The 15,634-nt window shown below is 44.7% G+C and carries 15 protein-coding genes and 1 pseudogene; 11 read left to right on the top strand and 5 right to left on the bottom strand.

Annotated features, from left to right (window positions below):
* Positions 1-130 precede the first annotated feature (130 nt).
* The 5 genes from QQL36_RS32360 to QQL36_RS32340 all read left to right on the top strand — a co-directional run bounded on the left by QQL36_RS32360 (position 131) and on the right by QQL36_RS32340 (position 6,777).
* Entirely contained in the window at positions 131-841 is a 711-nt protein-coding gene (locus tag QQL36_RS32360) for an RNA ligase family protein (RefSeq protein ID WP_321568098.1), read from the top strand.
* Positions 825-1,934, top strand: a complete 1,110-nt coding sequence (locus QQL36_RS32355; RefSeq protein WP_083725544.1) for an AAA family ATPase — start codon at positions 825-827, stop codon at positions 1,932-1,934. The genes QQL36_RS32360 and QQL36_RS32355 overlap by 17 nt, the downstream gene beginning before the upstream one ends.
* A 277-nt stretch (positions 1,935-2,211) precedes the next feature.
* Positions 2,212-2,856 carry an START domain-containing protein gene (locus QQL36_RS32350; protein ID WP_083725546.1) on the top strand — a complete coding sequence of 215 codons (645 nt, stop codon included), beginning with the start codon at positions 2,212-2,214 and terminating at the stop codon, positions 2,854-2,856.
* A 464-nt stretch (positions 2,857-3,320) separates the two neighbouring features.
* Positions 3,321-4,712 carry a DUF1080 domain-containing protein gene (locus tag QQL36_RS32345; RefSeq protein ID WP_321568097.1) on the top strand — a complete coding sequence of 464 codons (1,392 nt, stop codon included), beginning with the start codon at positions 3,321-3,323 and terminating at the stop codon, positions 4,710-4,712.
* A 28-nt stretch (positions 4,713-4,740) separates the two neighbouring features.
* Positions 4,741-6,777, top strand: coding sequence for a hypothetical protein (locus QQL36_RS32340; protein ID WP_321568096.1), 2,037 nt, complete (start codon positions 4,741-4,743; stop codon positions 6,775-6,777).
* A 111-nt stretch (positions 6,778-6,888) separates the two neighbouring features.
* On the opposite strand, the gene dcd is transcribed toward QQL36_RS32340, so the two are convergent.
* Entirely contained in the window at positions 6,889-7,425 is a 537-nt protein-coding gene (gene dcd / locus QQL36_RS32335) for a dCTP deaminase (protein WP_083725552.1), read from the bottom strand.
* A gap of 47 nt (positions 7,426-7,472) precedes the next feature.
* Between dcd and QQL36_RS32330 the strand changes: the two genes are divergently transcribed.
* From QQL36_RS32330 to QQL36_RS32315, 4 genes are read left to right on the top strand one after another with little or no spacing between them, the layout of a single operon-like run.
* Positions 7,473-8,087, top strand: coding sequence for a 4'-phosphopantetheinyl transferase family protein (locus QQL36_RS32330; RefSeq protein WP_083725554.1), 615 nt, complete (start codon positions 7,473-7,475; stop codon positions 8,085-8,087).
* Between the two features lie 27 nt (positions 8,088-8,114).
* The gene (locus QQL36_RS32325; RefSeq protein ID WP_083725556.1) at positions 8,115-8,624 is read left to right on the top strand and encodes a shikimate kinase; all 510 of its coding nucleotides are present in this window, start codon (positions 8,115-8,117) and stop codon (positions 8,622-8,624) included.
* Positions 8,617-9,039, top strand: a complete 423-nt coding sequence (locus QQL36_RS32320) for a DUF423 domain-containing protein (RefSeq protein WP_083725558.1) — start codon at positions 8,617-8,619, stop codon at positions 9,037-9,039. The genes QQL36_RS32325 and QQL36_RS32320 overlap by 8 nt, the downstream gene beginning before the upstream one ends.
* An 8-nt stretch (positions 9,040-9,047) precedes the next feature.
* Positions 9,048-10,472 (top strand): alpha/beta hydrolase, encoded by a 1,425-nt coding sequence (locus QQL36_RS32315; RefSeq protein ID WP_321568095.1) that lies wholly within the window; start codon positions 9,048-9,050, stop codon positions 10,470-10,472.
* A gap of 268 nt (positions 10,473-10,740) precedes the next feature.
* On the opposite strand, the gene QQL36_RS32310 is transcribed toward QQL36_RS32315, so the two are convergent.
* The 4 genes and pseudogenes from QQL36_RS32310 to QQL36_RS32300 all read right to left on the bottom strand — a co-directional run bounded on the left by QQL36_RS32310 (position 10,741) and on the right by QQL36_RS32300 (position 11,912).
* The gene (locus QQL36_RS32310) at positions 10,741-10,950 is read right to left on the bottom strand and encodes a hypothetical protein (RefSeq protein ID WP_321568094.1); all 210 of its coding nucleotides are present in this window, start codon (positions 10,948-10,950) and stop codon (positions 10,741-10,743) included.
* Positions 10,951-11,078, bottom strand: a pseudogene (locus tag QQL36_RS35845) (transposase); the annotation flags it as partial.
* A gap of 70 nt (positions 11,079-11,148) precedes the next feature.
* Positions 11,149-11,655 (bottom strand): IS110 family transposase, encoded by a 507-nt coding sequence (locus QQL36_RS32305; protein ID WP_321570555.1) that lies wholly within the window; start codon positions 11,653-11,655, stop codon positions 11,149-11,151.
* On the bottom strand, positions 11,571-11,912 hold the full coding sequence (locus QQL36_RS32300; protein WP_321566369.1) for a hypothetical protein: 342 nt from the start codon (positions 11,910-11,912) through the stop codon (positions 11,571-11,573). Before QQL36_RS32300 ends, QQL36_RS32305 begins: the two co-directional genes overlap by 85 nt.
* Before the next feature lie 277 nt (positions 11,913-12,189).
* Between QQL36_RS32300 and QQL36_RS32295 the strand changes: the two genes are divergently transcribed.
* Together QQL36_RS32295 and QQL36_RS32290 are read left to right on the top strand one after the other, a co-directional pair.
* Positions 12,190-14,784 carry an FtsK/SpoIIIE family DNA translocase gene (locus QQL36_RS32295; RefSeq protein ID WP_321568093.1) on the top strand — a complete coding sequence of 865 codons (2,595 nt, stop codon included), beginning with the start codon at positions 12,190-12,192 and terminating at the stop codon, positions 14,782-14,784.
* A 97-nt stretch (positions 14,785-14,881) separates the two neighbouring features.
* Positions 14,882-15,553: a LolA family protein gene (locus QQL36_RS32290; RefSeq protein ID WP_179091384.1), complete on the top strand. Its 672-nt coding sequence runs from the start codon at positions 14,882-14,884 to the stop codon at positions 15,551-15,553.
* Positions 15,554-15,634: the final 81 nt, after the last annotated feature.

Raw genomic sequence — 15,634 nt, 5'->3', positions numbered from 1 at the left:
CGCCCAATAAAAAAAACAATTCAAACCTTGCGCCATGTAATCTCACAGGCATATTAACCACTGCTCCCGCCACCTGCACCCCTGCAGGCATGGCCTGTGAATTCTTTGTCTTAACCAAACCCTGACTAATATGGCTATTTCAGAAAAATATGGCCGTACCTATCATTTTCCGTTCTCACCGGGTACAACCAGTGATGATCGTATCCAGCATGATTACTGGCAATACATTAGCACTATACCCACACTTATACATACGGAAAAACTGGACGGTGAAAATAATTGTCTTTCCAGGCATGGTGTATTTGCGCGCTCTCATGTAGCGCCCACTACATCGCCCTGGACAGAGAGTCTGCGCCGCTACTGGCAGATAATAAAAAACGATCTGGGGGATCTGGAAGTTTTTCTGGAAAATGTATATGCGATTCATTCTATCGCATACAGCAACCTCGATCATCATTTTTATGTATTTGCAGTCAGAGAAAACGGGCAATGGCTCAGTTGGGAAGAAACCTGCTTTTATGCAGCTATGCTGGATCTGCCGGTAGTACCAGTGATAAAAACACAGACTACACCTGCGTCCCAACAATCATTCGAAAGTGAATTGCTGGATATTGTCAAAGGTCCTGGCGCCTTTGCCGCACACGATGCATTCACTGGTGTACCAGCCACCATGGAAGGCGTAGTCACAAGAGATGCAGGTAGTTACCGGGTATCTTCATTTGCTGAACACGTATTTAAATATGTAAGAAAAGGGCACGTAAAAACAGATGTGCACTGGACGCGCAACTGGCGTCGTGCCCGATTAAATTTTGAAGGAGGTCAACATGTGGACTATCAGTGAAAATAAATCATGGGATTATCTTGAACAACAGTATGACTGGGTAAAACGAATGCGTGATACACCGCAGGATGCACGACATCATGCAGAAGGAAATGTGGCGATACATACGCAAATGGTGACAGATGCATTGATCAGTTTACCAGCGTATCAGGCACTTGATGCACAAACACAGGAAATTATGTGGGCGACTGCATTGCTGCATGATGTAGAGAAAGCGGGAACAACGGAAATACTGCCTGATGGATCGGTGGTGTCTCCCGGTCATGCGCGTAAAGGAGAAATGACGACGCGGCAGATTTTGTATAAAGAAATACCTACGCCATTTGCAATCAGGGAACAGATTGCCAGACAGGTGCGTTTTCATGGATTGCCGTTGTGGGTGTTTGAAAAATCGGATCCTGTGAAAGCTTTGATCATCGCAGCTTTGCAGGTAGATATGCGCTTGCTGGCGTTGTTCGCAAAGGCTGATGTATTGGGTAGAATTTGTCCGGATCAGGCCGACTTATTGTATAAAATAGAATGCTTTGAAGAGTTGTGCAAAGAGCAACAGTGTTGGGGGCAGGCGCCTTATTTTGCAAATGCACATGCAAGGATGAATTATCTGCAAAAAGCAGGTACAGATCGTAGCTATGTACCTTTTGAACAACCTAAAACAAAGGTGGTGATCATGAGTGGTTTGCCAGGTGCGGGGAAGGATACTTACGTACAAAAGTATTACAAAAACTGGCCGGTGGTTTCACTTGATGCTATCAGGGTAAGTATGAAGATTGCACCAACGGATAAATCTGGTAATGGGCGGGTGATTCAGGAGGCAAAAGAACAGGCCAGGGTGCACCTGAGAAACCAGCAGGGTTTTGTGTGGAATGCTACGAATATTACACATTCAATGAGGGAACAATTAATTTCGTTGTGTATACAATATGCGGCGGAGATAATCGTCATATATGTTGAAGTCCCGTATAAAGCATTGTTTAAACAGAATAGTGCGCGGGAGGCTATCGTGCCGGCTGGGGTTATGCAACGGCTGGTACATAAGCTGGAGGTGCCGGATATTACAGAGGCGCATGAGGTGGTGTATGCAGTGAGTTCATGAAGTTGGAAGCAGGCCACGGGATCGTATATGCTTTTAGCTCATGAAGCTGGGAGCAGGCCATAGAGTAGTGTATGCAGTGAGTTTATGAAGCTGGAAGTAAGCCCACCGGATCAGCTAAATAGCCGGGAAATCGCTTTCCTGTACAAGTGTTATAATATTGCTAAAATGTAGTACTATCACTTAGGAAAGCGCCTTCCCAACTTCCCTGAATCATTTAATCCGTAAATTGCAAGCAACCCGGCCATTTTGCTATCAACCTTTTGGCCAAGGCACAGACATGAAGAAAAGTTTAATGATTATTAGCACGGCTATGCTGTTATCCCTCTTTTGTTATGCCCAGAATGACTGGAAACTAAAAGACAATAAGGACGGGATTAAGATCTACACGAAGACAGTCGAAAACTCCAACTTAAAAGCCATCCGGGTTAAAGTTGCAGTAGAAGCTACCCTTAGTCAATTAGTATCCATCATTCTCGATATTTCATCGGCAAAAGATTGGGTGTACAGTACAAAATCAGCCTCCTTACTTAAACAGGTAAGTCCCGCTGAACTATTTTACTACTCTGAAGTAGCATTGCCATGGCCGATTACGAATCGTGATTTTGTAGCACACCTGATTGCTACGCAGGATGCGAAGACAAGAGTAGTGACCATCGATGGCCCTGTGGTGCACAATTATGTGCCTGAGAAAAAAGATATTATAAGAGTTAGTAATTCCTATGGGAAGTGGGTACTAACCCCGCTTCAGAATAATATGGTGTATATTGACTATACACTGGAAACCGACCCAGGAGGTTCTATTCCTGTCTGGTTGGTAAATCTCTTCGCTACCAAAGGGCCAATGGAAACTTTCAAAAAGCTGAAAGTGCAGTTGGCGAAACCTTCTTACCGGAATATTCATTTGTCCTTTATTAGGGAATAGGAAGGGGATAGGCTCATTATTAAAGAATAAGAGAGGCATAAGTCCACCCTGATAAGGGTGCGTCTCGTCCTTGTCATCATTCTAACATATTTCCCCAAGGTCCTCAAAAGAGGATAAGTCCACCTTGATAAGGGTGCGTCTTCGGTATAACTATACTGCCAATATATCACCAATAGGTCACCAAAAGGGCACCTGAATATCCCCAGGATATTGAAGTGCCCTTTTGATGACCTTATAGTACCCTTATAGCACTAAAGCTTCACTATAGCCAGACTATCCTCCGTCTATCCCTAACCACTTGTACTTCCCAATTTCAATTTCTATATTGCATAATCGTCAAAAGGTCTCAACGCTAAAATTTCATATTCTTTATTCTTTTGGCGCAATTTTATCGTAACGTTATGGTACTTAGATCGAAAAATCATGCTAGCCGGTCTTTGATAGGCTTCCTTTGCCTTTTGGGTATGGGAACAGCTTTTGTCAATCCAGCATTCGCGCAATCCGGCAGTCTGCCACTACAGGACTTATCCTCTTTTCATGACCCAGGTCCAAGCTGGAGCATCGTCAGTGACGCTGCCGCCGCTTTAGACAAACCTCATGAACTGAGCTTTTCCCCAGGTACCGGTGTGCTCCTGAACCTCCCGGACAAAAAGCACCCGGGCCAGGACCTCTTTTTCAACGCCGAATACGGAGATATAGACCTGGAACTGGACTATATGATGGCTCCCGGCTCCAACTCAGGTGTATATCTCGAAGGGAGGTACGAGATCCAGCTCCTTGATAGCTGGAGCAAAACCAACCCTACTGCCGGCGATAACGGCGGTATTTATGAGCGCTGGGAAGACAGCCGTCCCTCGGGACTACAAGGTTACGAAGGCCATGCACCCCGCTACAATGTAAGCCGTGCGCCAGGCCTCTGGCAACACCTGAAAGTTTCCTTCCAGGCGCCCCGCTTCGATGCCAATGGCAAAAAGATCGCCAATGCCCGTATGCTCCTCATTACCCTGAATGGCGCTGTGATTCATGAAGATGTAGAACTCCTCGGTGCTACCCGTGGCGCCATGGAAGGGGGGGCGGAAAGCGCTACCGGTCCACTTCGCCTGCAGGGTGATCATGGTGCCGTTGCTTTCAGGAACATCAGCATCAAAAAAAGAGATGCAGCCAATGAACCACAGGTGGCCAACAACCGTCGTGACAATGTAGATCCTATCTACGTAGACGCCCCTGTAAACACTGTTCTTCGCAGCTTTATGGACGTACCTAACCTCCGCATTGTACATGCTGTAAACGTAGGTAGCCCTGAACAGGTACACTACACTTACGATATGGATAGAGGCCTGCTGGCACAGGTATGGAGAGGTGGTTTCCTCGACGCTACCCCTATGTGGCATGACAGAGGCAATGGTACTTCCCGCCCACGTGGCACTGTGCAGACTTTAGGCACACCTTCCTTTACCCTCGCCAAACTCGCCAACGCGCAGGCGGCCTGGCTGACGGATACTACCGGCACCGGTTATCGCCCAAAAGGTTATGTGCTTGATGACAAAGACCGCCCAACGTTCAAATACCTGATCTATGGCACTGCTGTAACCGATGAAGTGCGTGTGCTCTCCGAAGGTCATGGTGTACATCGCGAAATAACCGTCGCAAATCCTGTAGATGGATTGTATGCAAAGATTGTAGCAGGTAGCAAAATAGAACCTGTTTCAAAAGATCTGTACATCGTAGATGGCAAAGCTTATTACCTGCAACTGGAAGATACCGGCAATGAAAAGCCGATTATCCGTGATGCAGCCGAAGGAAAGGAAATGATCATTCCTATCCACGGTAAACTGAGCTATGCCATTCTTTTCTAATCGTTCCTTAATCTTTTGAATCCTGCACATGAAAAACATATTTAAAAAGGCGGTGCTCTGCGGTATGATGCTGGCCGTAATTTCGATGGTCACAAAGGCACAGGAAACGCCGAAAGAAGAAGACTATTTTAAGATCTTAAAAATGAAAGCCCCCGAAGGGATCCTGCTCGAAGTAGGCGGGCTTTGTGTTTTGCCAAATGGAGACCTGGGTGTATCGACCCGCAGAGGTGATATTTGGGTGGTACATGGTCCTGATAGCCGTAATCCTTACTGGACAAAATTTGCCAGTGGACTGCACGAGATCCTGGGCCTCGTATACAAAGACGGTGCGTTGTACTGCGCACAGCGCGGGGAACTCACAAAACTGATGGATACCAATATGGACGGAAAGGCAGATGTATACGAAACTGTATATGCATGGCCGCTTTCCGGTCATTATCACGAATATAGTTTTGGTCCTAAATTAGCGCCTGACGGATCTTTCTTTGTATCCGGCAACGTTGCTTTTGGAGATGAAGAATGGTGGAGAGGGGAGAGCCGTGTTCCATGGAGAGGCTGGATGATGCACATTTTTGAAGATGGACATATGGAGCCTTATGCTACTGGTTTCCGCTCTCCCTGCGGATTGGGTATGATCAATGGGGAATTGTTTTACTCTGAGAACCAGGGTGACTGGGTAGGTTCAGGTGGTGTATGGCAGGTGAAGAAAGGTGCTTTTATCGGCCACCCTGCAGGTTTACGCTGGTCACAGGAACCCAATTCTCCTGTAAAGGTTACAGAGAAACAATTCTTTTCACTGGTAGATGGCCGTCGCACGAAAAATGCAGAAGGTCGTTATATCAAACCAGAAAATGTGGTGAATGAAAAGTTCGTGACGTTGATGGATGTAAAGAAAGAAATTCCTGATCTACAATTGCCAGCGGTGATCCTGCCACATGGTATACAGGGTATTTCCAACTCTGAGATTGTACAGATCCCTGAAGGTAGCTTTGGACCATTTGCAGGTCAGTTGCTGGTAGGTGATCAGGGACAGAGTAAGATCATGCGTGTGGTGATGGAGAAAGTAGATGGTGAATATCAGGGGGTGTCTTTTGACTTCCGTCAGGGATTTCAGTCTGGTGTATTGAGAATGGCGTGGGCTAAAGATGGCAATACTTTGTTTGTAGGTGAAACCAACCGTGGTTGGGGTTCTGCCGGTGAGGCGAATGAAGGTTTGCAAAGACTGGTGTGGAATGAAAAGATGCCGTTTGAAATGAAAACGATCAAGGCTATGCCGGATGGTTTTGAGATTGAATTCACGTTGCCGGTAGATAAAAAATCTGCGGAAGATGTAGCGTCTTATCATGTAGAGAACTTCACGTATAAGTATCATGCGGTGTATGGTAGTCCTATGGTGAATATTGGTCAGTGTCCTGTAAAAGGCGTGAAGGTATCAGAAGATGGATTGAAAGCAAGGATTATTGTGGATAGTCTGCGACTGGATTATGTACATAATATCGTGCTGGATGGTGTGAGAGAGAAGGAACATTTTTATTCACTGATTCACAATAATGGGTATTATACATTGCATCATATTCCACAGGGGGCTAAGTTGGCAATGAGTCAGGTGAGTACTTACAATTCAGAGAAGGTGAAAAAGGCGGCTGGTACATCTGCAAAGGCTGGTGGTTCATCGGCAACTACTAAAGGTACTACCGCAACTAATGGAACTGGCGGAAAAGCCGGCGCTGGTGGAGTAGCTGCCACTGGAACAGTCGGAACTGGAAATGCCACTAATGCCGGAAATGCTGCAACTGCTGCGAAGAAAATCCCTTCATTTGAAGAAGTAAAACCTTTGCTCGCCAAATACACTTGTCTTGCCTGTCACAATCCTGATAAGCGCCAGGTAGGACCGGCTTATAAAGAAATTGCAAAGAGAAAATACACGAGTGATCAGATCTTAAAACTGATTGCGAATCCAAAGCCACAGAACTGGCCGGAGTATGCGACAGAAATGCCGCCGATGCCGCAGGTGCCGAAGGTAGATGCGCTGAAGATAGCGGCGTGGATTAATTCGTTGAAATAATTTCGAAGCGTAAGGTCTGCACTGCTTTTAAACCAGCTGCAGGCTTTGCCCTCAAGTAAAAAAGCTTTTGCCGTAAGGCAAAAGCTTTTTTACTTGATATTTAAAATAAGTTTAGAACTGATTCTTCCACATCATACTCTCCACCGGTTTTACAGTACGCCCGTTATACTTTGCATTCCCCTTCTTATTATAGAAAGTCTCCACATCCCCTTCCACTACAAAATAAATCAACTGCCCGATCGGCATTCCCGCATATATCTTCACGGGCTGTGCACAGCTTATTTCCAGCGTCCATGTATTACAAAAACCTACATCACCTTTACCTGCCGTAGCATGAATATCGATACCCAAACGTCCTGTACTTGACTTGCCTTCCAGAAAAGGCACATGTGCATGTGTTTCAGTATACTCCTCTGTCACGCCCAGGTACAGTGTACCCGGCTGTAGTACGAAGCCATCCGGTCCTATTTCAAAATGTTCAATTTCGTTGTGCAAGCGGGCATCCAGTACACGGTCTTTATATGTAGCCAGATATTTGCCCAGATGTACGTCGTAAGAGTTGGTGCCGAGATACTTCCGGTCGTAAGGTGAAATGACGATAGTGCCTTTCTCAATTTCCTCCAATATCCTTTTGTCTGACAGGATCATAGATCGGGTAAGTTGTTTTTGGTTATTATGTATTAATTTGGCAAGATATGCCATTAATACGTACGATACAAATATCTCCCGGCAGCCGGCTGGGGGTTTGGCAGATCGGAGAGGACGAAACCTTCTTCAGGAAAAGGGTGAACATATCCCCGGCCATACATCATCCGCACAAACGCCTGCAGCATTTTGCCGGTCGTTACCTGTTGACGGAGTTATTTCCAGGCTTTCCTTTGGATAGTATCCAGATCACGGAAAGCAAAAAACCTATATTAATGTGTAATAGTTTACACTTTTCTATCTCTCATTGTGGCGATTTTGTAGCCGCCATTGTAAGCCAGGAAGGTGCGGTAGGTGTAGATATTGAGAGAATGAACGATAAAATCGAGAAAGTCTCCCATAAGTTCCTGTCACCCAGGGAGCGGGAATTTATCGATCCGGCCGATGCTCTTGCTCACAAGACCATTTGTTGGAGTGCCAAGGAGGCGGTTTTCAAGTGGTATGGCCTGGGAAAGGTTGATTTTAAGGAAAATATGCAGTTAGAGCCATTCCCATATCAATTATATGGGTTTATGCACTGTAATTTTAACAAAGCAGATAAAAAAGCCAGACTATCTTTGCAATACATTATTGCGGACGGCCTGTGCCTATCCTGGACCATTTAATCCATTAACTATTTAAATATACACTGCTTGAAAATCTTTTTATTAGGTTTTATGGGTGCCGGAAAGTCCTATTGGGGTAAACAGCTGGCTGAGCATCTTGAGTTACCATTCTATGACCTGGACGATGTAATTGTAGAATCAGAAGAAATGTCCATCAGTGATATCTTTGCGAACAAAGGAGAGGATTATTTCCGTGCAAAGGAAAGTTTCTGGCTGCGTGAGCTGTCAGAAGGGGAGCATTTCGTGATTTCCTGTGGAGGAGGAGTACCCTGTTTCCAGGATAATATGGATGTAATGAATGACAGAGGTACCACTATCTGGTTGAACCCGGAACTGTCTCTGATCGTAGACCGCCTGAAGCGTAAGAAGTCAAAACGCCCGCTGATAGCGGATTTGCCTGATGACGAGATCATGGCATTCGTAGAGAAAAAACTGGCCGAAAGGCAACCTTTCTATCAACAGGCGCAAATTACAATAGCTGAATCTGACAACGTAACATTAGATACATTTACCAAAAGATTGAACGATAATGCATAAGGGCTTTTTAATCTGGGCATCCGTATTTGGCATATTAGGCGTAATACTGGGTGCTTTCGGAGCACATAAGTTATATGACCTGGCTAAGGTTTACGACCTGGCTGATCCTGAAAAACCATTTACGACGCTTTTAGAGAGGGCTTATAAGACAGGGGTGACTTACCAGTTCTACCACGCTTTGGCTTTAATAGCTGTTGCATTGCTATATGTTCATATTCCAGGTTCCCTTACGCAATGGGCCGGACGCTGCTTCATCACTGGAGTGATCCTGTTTTCGGGTTCCCTTTATCTGATTACATTTGTGAAATTCGCAAAAATAGATTTTCCTTCAATTATTGGTATTCTGACACCGATCGGTGGAGTATTCTTCATCGCAGGATGGGTTTGCCTGTTGCTGGCGGTCGTTAAGAAATAAACGAACTTATGCTTAGATATGTGGTTTTGACCTGCCTGGGTTTATGCCTGGGAGGATTTGTATTTGCACAATCCGGTCCTGACATTAGCGGGAAATGGTATGGTATTCTGAAAACCCCACAGGGGCAGAAGCAAAGATTAGTACTCACTTTCGACAAAGTAGATGGTGATTGGGAAGGGCAGATGGTGAATCCGGATGAAGAGGATGCACCAGTGGACATGGATACCATAGCCGTGACCAACGATAGTCTGAAGTTTGCCATTCCACGTATCGGTGTGGTATTTATGGGTGCATGGACGAACCGTAATACCTACAATGGTTTCTTCTACCAGGTGAACAACAGGGTGAGCATTTACTTTTCCCGCAAAGAAGTGAAGGAAGATGATTTGCCGGCGGAGCGTCCGCAGACGCCAAAGCCACCGTTTGCATACGATACTGAGGATATTAAATTTGTCAATAAAATTGATAAAGTGCTGCTGGGTGGTACGCTGACAAAACCGGGTAGCAAAGCACAGGAGCCATATAAAGTAATCATACTCATTCCGGGTGCTGGTCATCCGGATAGGGATAATGAAACTTTTGGCCATCGTCCGTTTGCTGTGCTGGCGGATTATTTTGTAAGAAAAGGGATTGCTACATTACGATTTGATCAGCGTGGTATAGGAAGTAGTACACGGAATTATGACTCTGCCAGCATCGGTAATTTAGCCAATGATGTGCAGGCAGCCCTTGATTATTTGAGACACAGAAAGGATATTGATTCCGTTGGAATTGGATTGTTAGGATATGGGGAAGGTGGTGCTGTGGCTGAAATGGTGGCGGCAAATGATAAAATGATCGCTTATCTGATGCTCATGGCTGCGCCGGGGGTAGATGGGCAAACACAGTATCTGAACAGGATGATGACGACAGCAGCTTCTTATGGTGATTCGAAAGATCGTATCAGAGATTATAAAGGATATTATCAGCCTTACCTGAAGGTGTTGGTGAATCAGAAGGATACAATTTCCCGGAAGACGATTGCTTATAACTACTTAGGTTTGGTGTACAACCGTTTTGGAGATAGTACGAATGTAGCTGGGAAACAGCAGTTTGTACGCGAGGTGTATATGGCAGATACCCGGCCACGGGCGCTGTCATTACTGAAATTTGACCCGGCGCCTTACCTGGCAAAGATCAAATGTCCGGTGCTGGCTATAAATGGAGGCAAGGATGTGGAGACAGAAGCCACCAGTAATTTGCAGGGCATCCAGGCAGGGTTGAAGGCTGGTGGAAATGAGATGCTGACCATGCGGAATTTTGTGGGATTGAATCACCTGTTCCAGCAGTGTAATACGTGTAGGATAGAGGAGTATGGTGCGCTGGATGAGACGATTAATCCGATGGTGATGGAGATGATGGCGAAGTGGGTATGGTTGCTGTATGGAGAATAATGATTGAAAATATTTAAGGAAAAGGTTTTGCTGAAAGGCAAAACCTTTTTCTTTGAAAATAGTTCGTCCAGGCCATAATTTGATATGACTCTATAGGATTAAAATTTTCTTTTCGTGCTTATAGCAACAATCGTTTGTACTTAGAGTCTTAAATCAGTTTTTTCTACAGGCTGAAAAAGCACCAATAAAAGGTCGATTTTTGTAACTTAGTAATCTTATTGAGATGGGGGTAATGCCTCAAGCTCGCGCAGGCGTCTGAGATAATTATTTATCTGCGCCTGCTTTCTTTTTTTAGCCACTCCTGATTATCAGGTTCCATATATGGCACTCTATTTTTGAGTATAAAATAAGCGGCAATTAGGATTTTGTGTGAAATTGCAATAAGTGCTCGTTTTTTGCCTCTTCGTATACTCAAAGTATAATATTTTCTTTTCAGATAAGTATCTTTCGTATGTGCTGCAGCCCATGCTGCTTCCACGAGTGCGGTTTTAAGGGATCTGTTGCCATGATTGATTCTTTCACTTTTCTTTTTCCGGCACTTTCATTATTACCAGGACATAAACCACACCAACTAGCCAAATGATGCTGATTAGGGAACGCATGCATATCTGTACCTATTTCGGCTAAGATGGCGGTAGCTGTTTGTTTTTGTACTCGGGAATAGTCTGAAGTAATTTTACTTCTTCCTCCCATTTTTTAAGTACTGATCTATACGGTTATCCACCTGACCAAGTAGGTCATTTAGCTGTAAAATAACAGTTTTAGACAGGCTGAGCATAAAACGGTGATGCTCATTAAGATGGCCTTCTAATGCAAGAATAAGCTCTTGTTTTTTGATTTTGAGCCTACCTTTTGCCAAATTGGCCAATATCATAGGATCCTGTTCTCCTTCAATAATGGCAGTGATCATTGACCAGCCACTTACACCGAATACATCACTGACTACAGTGCTCAATTTGATATTGGCTGTCTCTAAAATGTTCTGTAACCGGTTATATTCACTGGACCGCTGTCCTATTACTTTACGTTTGTATCGGTACAATTCCCGTAATTCGCGAGTGTATTGCGGTGGAATAAAACTTCCCTTTAGTAGCCCGCTTAGCAATAATTTTGCAATCCAGGCACTGTCATTGCGATCGGTCTTATGCCCCGGCACATATTTAATATGCCGGGCATTGACCAGAATAAGTTCAAAGTGAGGTTCCAGTATATTAAAAACAGGCTTCCAGTAAACCCCGTGCTCTCCATTGCGACATGTGTAATGCCGGATTCTTCAAGCCAAGCTACCAGGTCCCTAAGTGAACTTGTGAAAGTGCTAAAAGTGCGGGTTTGTTCTTCCAACCCATTTCCTCTGATGGTGGCTACTACATTCTCCTGGTGAACATCGAGGCCACAGCCGCGACTCACAACCTGTTCAAAACTGATATGTGATTGTTCCATGGTAGTACTTTTGTCGAAGGTACCACCATTTTCATAGTCGTTTGTGAACCCGGTTCATGAGGGTTTTTTCTGAAAATGGTTTTCATCCCCCATTGGTGAATTCCCTCTTTCATGAATATTTTTATGGCAATTCATGCCGCCTGAAGGCGAAGCCAAATTAAAAAAAAGGGTAACTTCCCTGCTGCCGCAGGCTAATACCATCGCCATTTTCAGGTATATATGAAAATAAATTCTTAATATATCAACCTGTGGCCTTAATTTTGGAGCGCAATAGAATATGTCTAAGAACAAACTGAAAACTGAAAAACCAGAAAGCAAAAAGGCTCCTCGTGCTAATGACCCCAATGTATTGAAGCAGGAAAAAGAAGCAGAGGTAAAAGTAAAGGAGCTGGTAAAAGACGAGCGCACCCACAAAGTTCTGGGTGTGATATGCCTTTTATTGTCCCTCTACTGTTTTCTTGCATTCACCTCGTATCTCTTCACATGGCAGGATGACCAGGACAAAGTATTCCGCTATAGCGCGAACATTCTCCTGATGGATAATGACGCGGTGAAAGTAGAAAATCTACTGGGTCGTTTGGGTGCATTTGTTTCCCATTGGTTTTTTTACAAAGGATTTGGCGTCGCCTCTTATCTTTTTTGCTACCTGTTCTTTATTCTCGGTGTCAACTTCATCGTTGGCCGCCGGGTATTCAGAGTATGGCGCAATGTTAAATATATCCTCTTTGGTTTACTGTTCATCAGCACCACGGCTGCATTTGTAGCAGGTCTTGCTGCTGCAGATTTTGCATGGGGTGGGGCTATGGGTGACAGCGTGAGCAAATGGATCTCTGGTTTCCTGGGTACTGCCGGTGCAGCTTTACTTTTGATGGTAGCTGGTCTGGCCTGGTGTATCTGGAAGTACAACCTGGATTTTAAATGGGTATTGCGCAAACCAAAACCACCTAAGCCACAGTTGGCCGGAATGCCGGAAGGTGTGGACGTAAATGAGGAAGTGTCTGAAGTACCAGTGAAAAAAGATCCAAAACGTAAGAATGGACTGAAGGAAAAAGGTGGTCTTATTATCGCGCCTTCGATGGAAGAACCGGAGATGGAAGACATGCAGCTGGTAGAAAAAAATATGCCGCTGACAGTGAAGCCTCCGGTAGTAGAAGAAGAAACAGAAGAGGAGGAGGAGGAAGAAGATGATGCGGGTCCATTGCTGTATATCGAAGAAACTATAGAGCAAACCAATGCCCGCAATAATAAAAAGAGCAACGCACCTTTAGATGTAGCGTGGGAAGTGAAGCCAAGTAAAGACGAACCAGATGAAGTGCTGGCAGAAGCCACTGGTACAGTGGGCGAAGCTGCTCAGCTGGATCCATACGATCCTTCCCTTGACCTTCGCGATTACAAACATCCGCCACTTGAGCTGCTTGATAACCACAATACAGAAAAGGTCGTGCAGGATGCTACAGAACTGGACAGAAACAAAGACCAGATTATCAGCACCCTAAAGAACTATGATATTTCCATCCAGAAGATCAGTGCGACCGTAGGGCCGACAGTTACCCTGTACGAAATAGTACCGGCAGCCGGCGTACGTATCTCCCGTATCAAGAACCTGGAAGACGATATTGCCCTGAGTTTGTCAGCATTGGGTATCCGAATTATTGCGCCGATTCCTGGTAAAGGTACTATCGGTATTGAAGTGCCGAATGTGAAAAAGAGCATGGTGTCGCTGCGTAACCTGCTGGCATCTGAGAAGTTCCAGCAGAGCAATATGGACCTTCCGATCGCAATCGGTAAGAAGATCGACAACGAAAACTTTATTGCCGATCTGGCCAAAATGCCTCACTTGTTGATGGCGGGTGCTACTGGTCAGGGTAAATCGGTGGGTATTAATACCTTGCTGGTTTCACTTTTGTATAAAAAGCATCCTTCTCAGCTGAAGTTTATTCTGGTAGACCCGAAGAAAGTGGAGCTCTCCCTTTATAAACTGATTGAGAAGCATTTCCTTGCCAAGTTGCCGGGCGAAGAGGATGCTATTATTACCGATACAAAAAAGGTAATTCATACCCTGAATGCCTTGTGTATAGAAATGGACCTGCGGTATGACCTGCTGAAAGAGGCGGGTACCCGTAACATCCGTGAGTATAATAATAAATTCGTACAGCGCAGGCTGAACCCGCAAAGGGGACATCGTTATCTGCCATTTGTGGTACTGGTGATTGATGAGTTTGCAGATCTGATTATGACAGCGGGTAAAGAAGTGGAAATGCCGATAGCACGTCTGGCTCAGTTGGCACGTGCGGTGGGTATTCACCTGATCATTGCTACCCAGCGTCCATCAGTGAACATTATCACAGGTACAATCAAGGCGAACTTCCCGGCTCGTATTGCTTTCAAGGTGTCGAGCAAGATTGACTCCCGTACAATTCTTGATATTGGTGGTGCAGAGCAGTTGATTGGTCAGGGGGATATGCTGGTGTCGTTAGGCGGTGATCTGGTGCGTTTGCAATGTGCATTTGTCGATACACCTGAGGTAGAAAGAGTGGCGGAGTTTATTGGGAAACAACGATCTTATCCGGAGGCGTATCTTTTGCCTGAATATGTGGATGAGAAGGAGATGGATGGGAAGGAAGTGAATTTGCAGGACAGGGATCCGTTATTTGAAGAAGCTGCCAGGGTGATTGTGCAAAACCAGCAGGGGTCTACATCTTTGTTGCAGCGCAGGATGAAACTGGGCTATAATAGAGCGGGCAGATTGATGGATCAGCTGGAAGCTGCAGGTATTGTGGGACCGAATCTGGGGAGTAAGGCGAGGGAGGTGAATGTGAAGACGGAGACCGATCTGGAAATGATATTGAATGATTTGGGAGGGGGATTTTAATTGTATTTTCCGCCTTTTTGGCACAATCTTAACAATCCGGGACCGTCCCGGCATAACATTTGTTTTTACTACTACAACAATAAAAAAACTTACCGTAATGAGGAAAATTTTATTCATGAGCATGTTGGCAGGGAGTGTAGCAATGAGCGGCATGGCTCAGACAAAAACAGGTAGCCTGGGTGCGAATGATCCGAAAGCAAAGGTGATCCTGGATAATGTTAGCAAGAAGTTTTCAACTTTCAAGACTGTTGTAGCTAACTTCGTATTGAAAGTAGAAGGTGGCAACAACAGCGTGACAGATTCCAAGAAGGGAACTGTATATGTAAAAGGCAGCAAGTATAAAGTAAACCTGGAAGGTCAGGAGATTATTAGCGATAACAAGACTAGCTGGACTTACCAGAAAGATGCTAATGAAGTGACAATCAATAATGTAGATCAAGGTAGCACACAGCTTACACCTGCTAAGTTGTTTACTAACTTCTACGATAAGGATTATTTGTACCGTTTGGATGCAGAAACAACAGAGAAGGGTAAGGTATATCAGAATATAGAGATGACACCTACAGACAAGTCTAAGAATGTTTTTAAGGTAATTGTGTCAATTGACAAGAAGAACCAGAACATTTCGAGGATGAAAATGTTTGAGAAGAATGGAAATCGTTATACATACGAGATTACCAATTTCACACCTAATACAAACCTGACGGATGCGACATTTAGCTTTGATGCTAAGAAGTATCCAGGGGTAGAGGTAGTGGATTTGCGATAAAATATTGATGGATCTTCGATTAAGAAGAAAAGAAAAGCCTGGCTATTTTTGGCCGGGCTTTTTTATTTATGGGCATATTAT

It is taken from the genome of Chitinophaga sp. LS1 (assembly GCF_034274695.1).
Lineage (GTDB): Bacteria > Bacteroidota > Bacteroidia > Chitinophagales > Chitinophagaceae > Chitinophaga.
The sequence above is the reverse complement of the archived record's forward strand: the minus strand, read 5'-3'. Positions and strand labels throughout refer to the sequence as shown.

Coding starts and splice junctions, on each gene's coding strand:
- QQL36_RS32360 (WP_321568098.1), top strand. CDS start 131: ATGGCTATTTCAGAAAAATATGGCCGTACCTATCATTTTCCGTTCTCA.
- QQL36_RS32355 (WP_083725544.1), top strand. CDS start 825: ATGTGGACTATCAGTGAAAATAAATCATGGGATTATCTTGAACAACAG.
- QQL36_RS32350 (WP_083725546.1), top strand. CDS start 2,212: ATGAAGAAAAGTTTAATGATTATTAGCACGGCTATGCTGTTATCCCTC.
- QQL36_RS32345 (WP_321568097.1), top strand. CDS start 3,321: ATGGGAACAGCTTTTGTCAATCCAGCATTCGCGCAATCCGGCAGTCTG.
- QQL36_RS32340 (WP_321568096.1), top strand. CDS start 4,741: ATGAAAAACATATTTAAAAAGGCGGTGCTCTGCGGTATGATGCTGGCC.
- dcd (WP_083725552.1), bottom strand. CDS start 7,425: ATGATCCTGTCAGACAAAAGGATATTGGAGGAAATTGAGAAAGGCACT.
- QQL36_RS32330 (WP_083725554.1), top strand. CDS start 7,473: ATGCCATTAATACGTACGATACAAATATCTCCCGGCAGCCGGCTGGGG.
- QQL36_RS32320 (WP_083725558.1), top strand. CDS start 8,617: ATGCATAAGGGCTTTTTAATCTGGGCATCCGTATTTGGCATATTAGGC.
- QQL36_RS32315 (WP_321568095.1), top strand. CDS start 9,048: ATGCTTAGATATGTGGTTTTGACCTGCCTGGGTTTATGCCTGGGAGGA.
- QQL36_RS32300 (WP_321566369.1), bottom strand. CDS start 11,912: ATGGAACAATCACATATCAGTTTTGAACAGGTTGTGAGTCGCGGCTGT.
- QQL36_RS32295 (WP_321568093.1), top strand. CDS start 12,190: ATGTCTAAGAACAAACTGAAAACTGAAAAACCAGAAAGCAAAAAGGCT.
- QQL36_RS32290 (WP_179091384.1), top strand. CDS start 14,882: ATGAGGAAAATTTTATTCATGAGCATGTTGGCAGGGAGTGTAGCAATG.